At 54.1% G+C, this 5,401-nt stretch carries 2 tRNA genes and 3 rRNA genes; all 5 read right to left on the reverse strand.

What is annotated here, in order from left to right:
• Positions 1-47: 47 nt before the first annotated feature.
• A 5S ribosomal RNA gene (rrf, locus tag ACNA0R_RS27190) occupies positions 48-160 on the reverse strand.
• 239 nt (positions 161-399) lie between these two features.
• A 23S ribosomal RNA gene (locus ACNA0R_RS27195) occupies positions 400-3,284 on the reverse strand.
• Positions 3,285-3,621: 337 nt separating this feature from the next.
• A tRNA-Ala gene (locus tag ACNA0R_RS27200) sits at positions 3,622-3,697 on the reverse strand.
• A gap of 11 nt (positions 3,698-3,708) precedes the next feature.
• A tRNA-Ile gene (locus ACNA0R_RS27205) sits at positions 3,709-3,785 on the reverse strand.
• 85 nt (positions 3,786-3,870) lie between these two features.
• Positions 3,871-5,401 (reverse strand): 16S ribosomal RNA (locus tag ACNA0R_RS27210).
• Together the 16S, 23S and 5S rRNA genes with 2 tRNA genes alongside form the textbook arrangement of a ribosomal RNA operon.

The raw sequence follows: 5,401 nt of genomic DNA on the forward strand, positions 1-5,401 counted from the left end.
CAAAAGCAAAACCCCGCTGCATGGGCAGCGGGGTTTTGGGGATAAGAGCCTGACGATGACCTACTTTCACAGACGTCCGTCCACTATCATCGGCGCGAAGGCGTTTCACTGTCCTGTTCGGGATGGGAAGGAGTGGGACCACCTTGCTATGGTCGTCAGGCGTAAAGGGTTGCGTGCCGTCGCGTCCTTTGGAAGGGGTGGCGACACGCCAATCTGGTAGAAGCACGCCGGGTCGGTAGCGGTGAGGCTGCCGGCCGGGTCGATGGTATTGGGGGTAGTAGCCGAATCCGGGTTGGATTGCAGGCAGCGATACTGGATCGCTGCCTTGGCACATTCGCAAGCATCATGGCTTTATGCAAGCCGCTTGCCTTGGATGGTGCTTTTAACCATCAGGGTTATAGGATCAAGCCGCACGGGCAATTAGTATCGGTTAGCTTAACGCATTACTGCGCTTCCACACCCGACCTATCAACGTCCTGGTCTTGAACGACCCTTCAGGGGGCTCGAGGCCCCGGGATACCTAATCTTCAGACGAGTTTCCCGCTTAGATGCCTTCAGCGGTTATCTCTTCCGTACATAGCTACCCGGCAATGCCATTGGCATGACAACCGGTACACCAGAGGTACGTCCACTCCGGTCCTCTCGTACTAGGAGCAGGCTCCGTCAAGTATCCAACGCCCACGGCAGATAGGGACCAAACTGTCTCACGACGTTTTAAACCCAGCTCACGTACCTCTTTAAATGGCGAACAGCCATACCCTTGGGACCGGCTACAGCCCCAGGATGAGATGAGCCGACATCGAGGTGCCAAACACCGCCGTCGATATGAACTCTTGGGCGGTATCAGCCTGTTATCCCCAGAGTACCTTTTATCCGTTGAGCGATGGCCCTTCCATTCAGAACCACCGGATCACTATGTCCTGCTTTCGCACCTGTTCGACTTGTCAGTCTCACAGTCAAGCACGCTTATGCCATTGCACTATCAGCACGATTTCCGACCGTACCTAGCGTACCTTCGAACTCCTCCGTTACGCTTTGGGAGGAGACCGCCCCAGTCAAACTGCCCACCATGCACTGTNCCCAACCCGGATAACGGGCCAAGGTTAGAACCGCAAACAGACCAGGGTGGTATTTCAAGGTCGGCTCCACCGAATCTGGCGACTCGGTTTCCGCGCCTCCCACCTATCCTACACAGGCCGGTTCACAGTCCAATGCAAAGCTACAGTAAAGGTTCATGGGGTCTTTCCGTCTAGCCGCGGGTAGATTGCATCATCACAAACACTTCAACTTCGCTGAGTCTCGGGAGGAGACAGTGTGGCCATCGTTACGCCATTCGTGCAGGTCGGAACTTACCCGACAAGGAATTTCGCTACCTTAGGACCGTTATAGTTACGGCCGCCGTTTACCGGGGCTTCGATCAAGAGCTTGCACCCCATCACTTAACCTTCCGGCACCGGGCAGGCGTCACACCCTATACGTCGACTTTCGTCTTTGCAGAGTGCTGTGTTTTTAATAAACAGTCGCAGCCACCGATTCTCTGCGACCCCATCATGCTCAGCGCGCAGGCGCCTCACACTACCGGGGCATACCTTCTCCCGAAGTTACGGTATCAATTTGCCGAGTTCCTTCTCCCGAGTTCTCTCAAGCGCCTTGGAATATTCATCCCGTCCACCTGTGTCGGTTTGCGGTACGGTCTCGTACAGCTGAAGCTTAGAGGCTTTTCTTGGAACCACTTCCAATCACTTCGCGANACATGNTCGCTCGTGCCACACCCTTGAGTCACGCGCCCGGATTTGCCTAAGCGCCCTCTTCAATGCAGCAACAGGGACTTCCAACACCCTGATGATCTTCCGCAATCCGTCCCCCCATCGCACTGTACGATGGTGCTGGAATATTAACCAGCTTCCCATCAGCTACGCATCTCTGCCTCGCCTTAGGGGCCGACTCACCCTGCGCCGATGAACGTTGCGCAGGAAACCTTGGACTTACGGCGAGGGGGCTTTTCACCCCCTTTATCGCTACTCATGTCAGCATTCGCACTTCTGATACCTCCAGCAACCCTTACGAGTCACCTTCACAGGCTTACAGAACGCTCTCCTACCGCGTATACCCTAAGGTACACACCCGCAGCTTCGGTTTATCGCTTAGCCCCGTTACATCTTCCGCGCAGGACGACTCGATCAGTGAGCTATTACGCTTTCTTTAAAGGATGGCTGCTTCTAAGCCAACCTCCTGACTGTCTAAGCCTTCCCACTTCGTTTCCCACTTAGCGATAATTGGGGACCTTAGCTGGCGGTCTGGGTTGTTTCCCTCTTGAGTCCGGACGTTAGCACCCGGTGCTCTGTCTCCCAAGCTGGACTTGCGGGTATTCGGAGTTTGCCATGGTTTGGTAAGTCGCCATGACCCCCTAGCCATAACAGTGCTCTACCCCCCGCAGTCATACTTGAGGCACTACCTAAATAGTTTTCGGAGAGAACCAGCTATTTCCAGATTTGTTTAGCCTTTCACCCCTATCCACAGCTCATCCCCTAGTTTTTCAACACTAGTGGGTTCGGTCCTCCAGCACGTGTTACCGTGCCTTCAACCTGGCCATGGATAGATCATCTGGTTTCGGGTCTACACCCAGCGACTGAACGCCCTATTCGGACTCGCTTTCGCTACGCCTTCCCTATCCGGTTAAGCTTGCCACTGAATGTAAGTCGCTGACCCATTATACAAAAGGTACGCCGTCACCCCACTAGGAGGCTCCGACTGTTTGTATGCATACGGTTTCAGGATCTATTTCACTCCCCTTCCGGGGTTCTTTTCGCCTTTCCCTCACGGTACTGGTTCACTATCGGTCGATCACGAGTATTTAGCCTTGGAGGATGGTCCCCCCATCTTCAAACAGGATTTCACGTGTCCCGCCCTACTTCTCTTACGCCTAGTTCCACGCATTGCATTTCGCCTACAGGGCTATCACCTGCTACGGCCGGGCTTTCCATCCCGTTCGACTATACAACGCGCTAAATCGTAAAGGCTCTTCCGATTTCGCTCGCCACTACTTTCGGAATCTCGGTTGATTTCTGTTCCTCGAGTTACTGAGATGTTTCAGTTCACCCGGTTCGCCTCCTGGAGCCTATGTATTCAGCCCAGGATACCGTCTTGCGACGGTGGGTTTCCCCATTCGGACATCTGCGGATCAATGCTTGTTTGCCAGCTCCCCGCAGCTTTTCGCAGGCTACAACGTCCTTCATCGCCTGTGATCGCCAAGGCATCCACCATATGCACTTAGTCGCTTGATCCTATAACGCTAATGGCTATAGAACACTTCCCAAGCAACCGTCTTGCTCTGACATGATACTTTGCGTTTGTGCCGTTCAAATTCACTTGAGTTTGAACTACTAATGCAATCACAACCCGTATTCAACGACGCGTCTATAAATAAACGCACCGCCAATACTTCTCGTTGTGCTTCTTCCAGATTGTTAAAGAACGAGTAAAACCGTCGAGTCAAAAACCCAACGATCAAGATTCACTGCCCTATCCGTAAACACGGACAGCGCCTTAAACACTGATCGTTGAACTCTTCACGCGGACCCTTCGACGCTGCCACCGCCTTATTCAAGGAATAAGGGAATTTGGTGGAGGTGAACGGGATCGAACCGATGACATCCTGCTTGCAAAGCAGGCGCTCTCCCAGCTGAGCTACACCCCCAGATAAAACCTTGGTGGGTCTGGTTGGATTCGAACCAACGACCCCCGCCTTATCAAGACGGTGCTCTAACCGACTGAGCTACAGACCCAATTCGCATCGGATCCGCTTTCGATCCAGTCTTACAACAACAACCGATAAGTGTGGCCGCTTGACGCACGCAGGCACGTGCTCTGAAAGGAGGTGATCCAGCCGCACCTTCCGATACGGCTACCTTGTTACGACTTCACCCCAGTCATGAATCCTACCGTGGTAATCGCCCTCCTTGCGGTTAGGCTAACTACTTCTGGTAAAACCCACTCCCATGGTGTGACGGGCGGTGTGTACAAGACCCGGGAACGTATTCACCGCGACATGCTGATCCGCGATTACTAGCGATTCCGACTTCACGCAGTCGAGTTGCAGACTGCGATCCGGACTACGATCGGGTTTCTGGGATTGGCTCCCCCTCGCGGGTTGGCGACCCTCTGTCCCGACCATTGTATGACGTGTGAAGCCCTACCCATAAGGGCCATGAGGACTTGACGTCATCCCCACCTTCCTCCGGTTTGTCACCGGCAGTCTCATTAGAGTGCCCTTTCGTAGCAACTAATGACAAGGGTTGCGCTCGTTGCGGGACTTAACCCAACATCTCACGACACGAGCTGACGACAGCCATGCAGCACCTGTGTTCCGGTTCTCTTGCGAGCACTCCCAAATCTCTTCGGGATTCCAGACATGTCAAGGGTAGGTAAGGTTTTTCGCGTTGCATCGAATTAATCCACATCATCCACCGCTTGTGCGGGTCCCCGTCAATTCCTTTGAGTTTTAATCTTGCGACCGTACTCCCCAGGCGGTCAACTTCACGCGTTAGCTGCGCTACCAAGCCCCGAAGGACCCAACAGCTAGTTGACATCGTTTAGGGCGTGGACTACCAGGGTATCTAATCCTGTTTGCTCCCCACGCTTTCGTGCATGAGCGTCAGTGTTATCCCAGGGGGCTGCCTTCGCCATCGGTGTTCCTCCACATATCTACGCATTTCACTGCTACACGTGGAATTCCACCCCCCTCTGACACACTCTAGCCCGGTAGTTAAAAATGCAGTTCCAAGGTTAAGCCCTGGGATTTCACATCTTTCTTTCCGAACCGCCTGCGCACGCTTTACGCCCAGTAATTCCGATTAACGCTTGCACCCTACGTATTACCGCGGCTGCTGGCACGTAGTTAGCCGGTGCTTATTCTGCAGGTACCGTCAGTTACGCCAGGTATTAGCCGGCGCCGTTTCTTTCCTGCCAAAAGTGCTTTACAACCCGAAGGCCTTCATCGCACACGCGGGATGGCTGGATCAGGGTTGCCCCCATTGTCCAAAATTCCCCACTGCTGCCTCCCGTAGGAGTCTGGGCCGTGTCTCAGTCCCAGTGTGGCTGGTCGTCCTCTCAAACCAGCTACGGATCGTCGCCTTGGTGAGCCGTTACCCCACCAACTAGCTAATCCGATATCGGCCGCTCCAATAGTGCGAGGTCCGAAGATCCCCCGCTTTCCCCCTTAGGGCGTATGCGGTATTAGCTACGCTTTCGCGTAGTTATCCCCCGCTACTGGGCACGTTCCGATACATTACTCACCCGTTCGCCACTCGCCGCCAGACCGAAGTCCGCGCTGCCGTTCGACTTGCATGTGTAAGGCATCCCGCCAGCGTTCAATCTGAGCCAGGATCAAACTCTTCAGTTC

Source organism: Bordetella sputigena, assembly GCF_965137885.1.
GTDB lineage: Bacteria > Pseudomonadota > Gammaproteobacteria > Burkholderiales > Burkholderiaceae_B > Bordetella_C > Bordetella_C sputigena.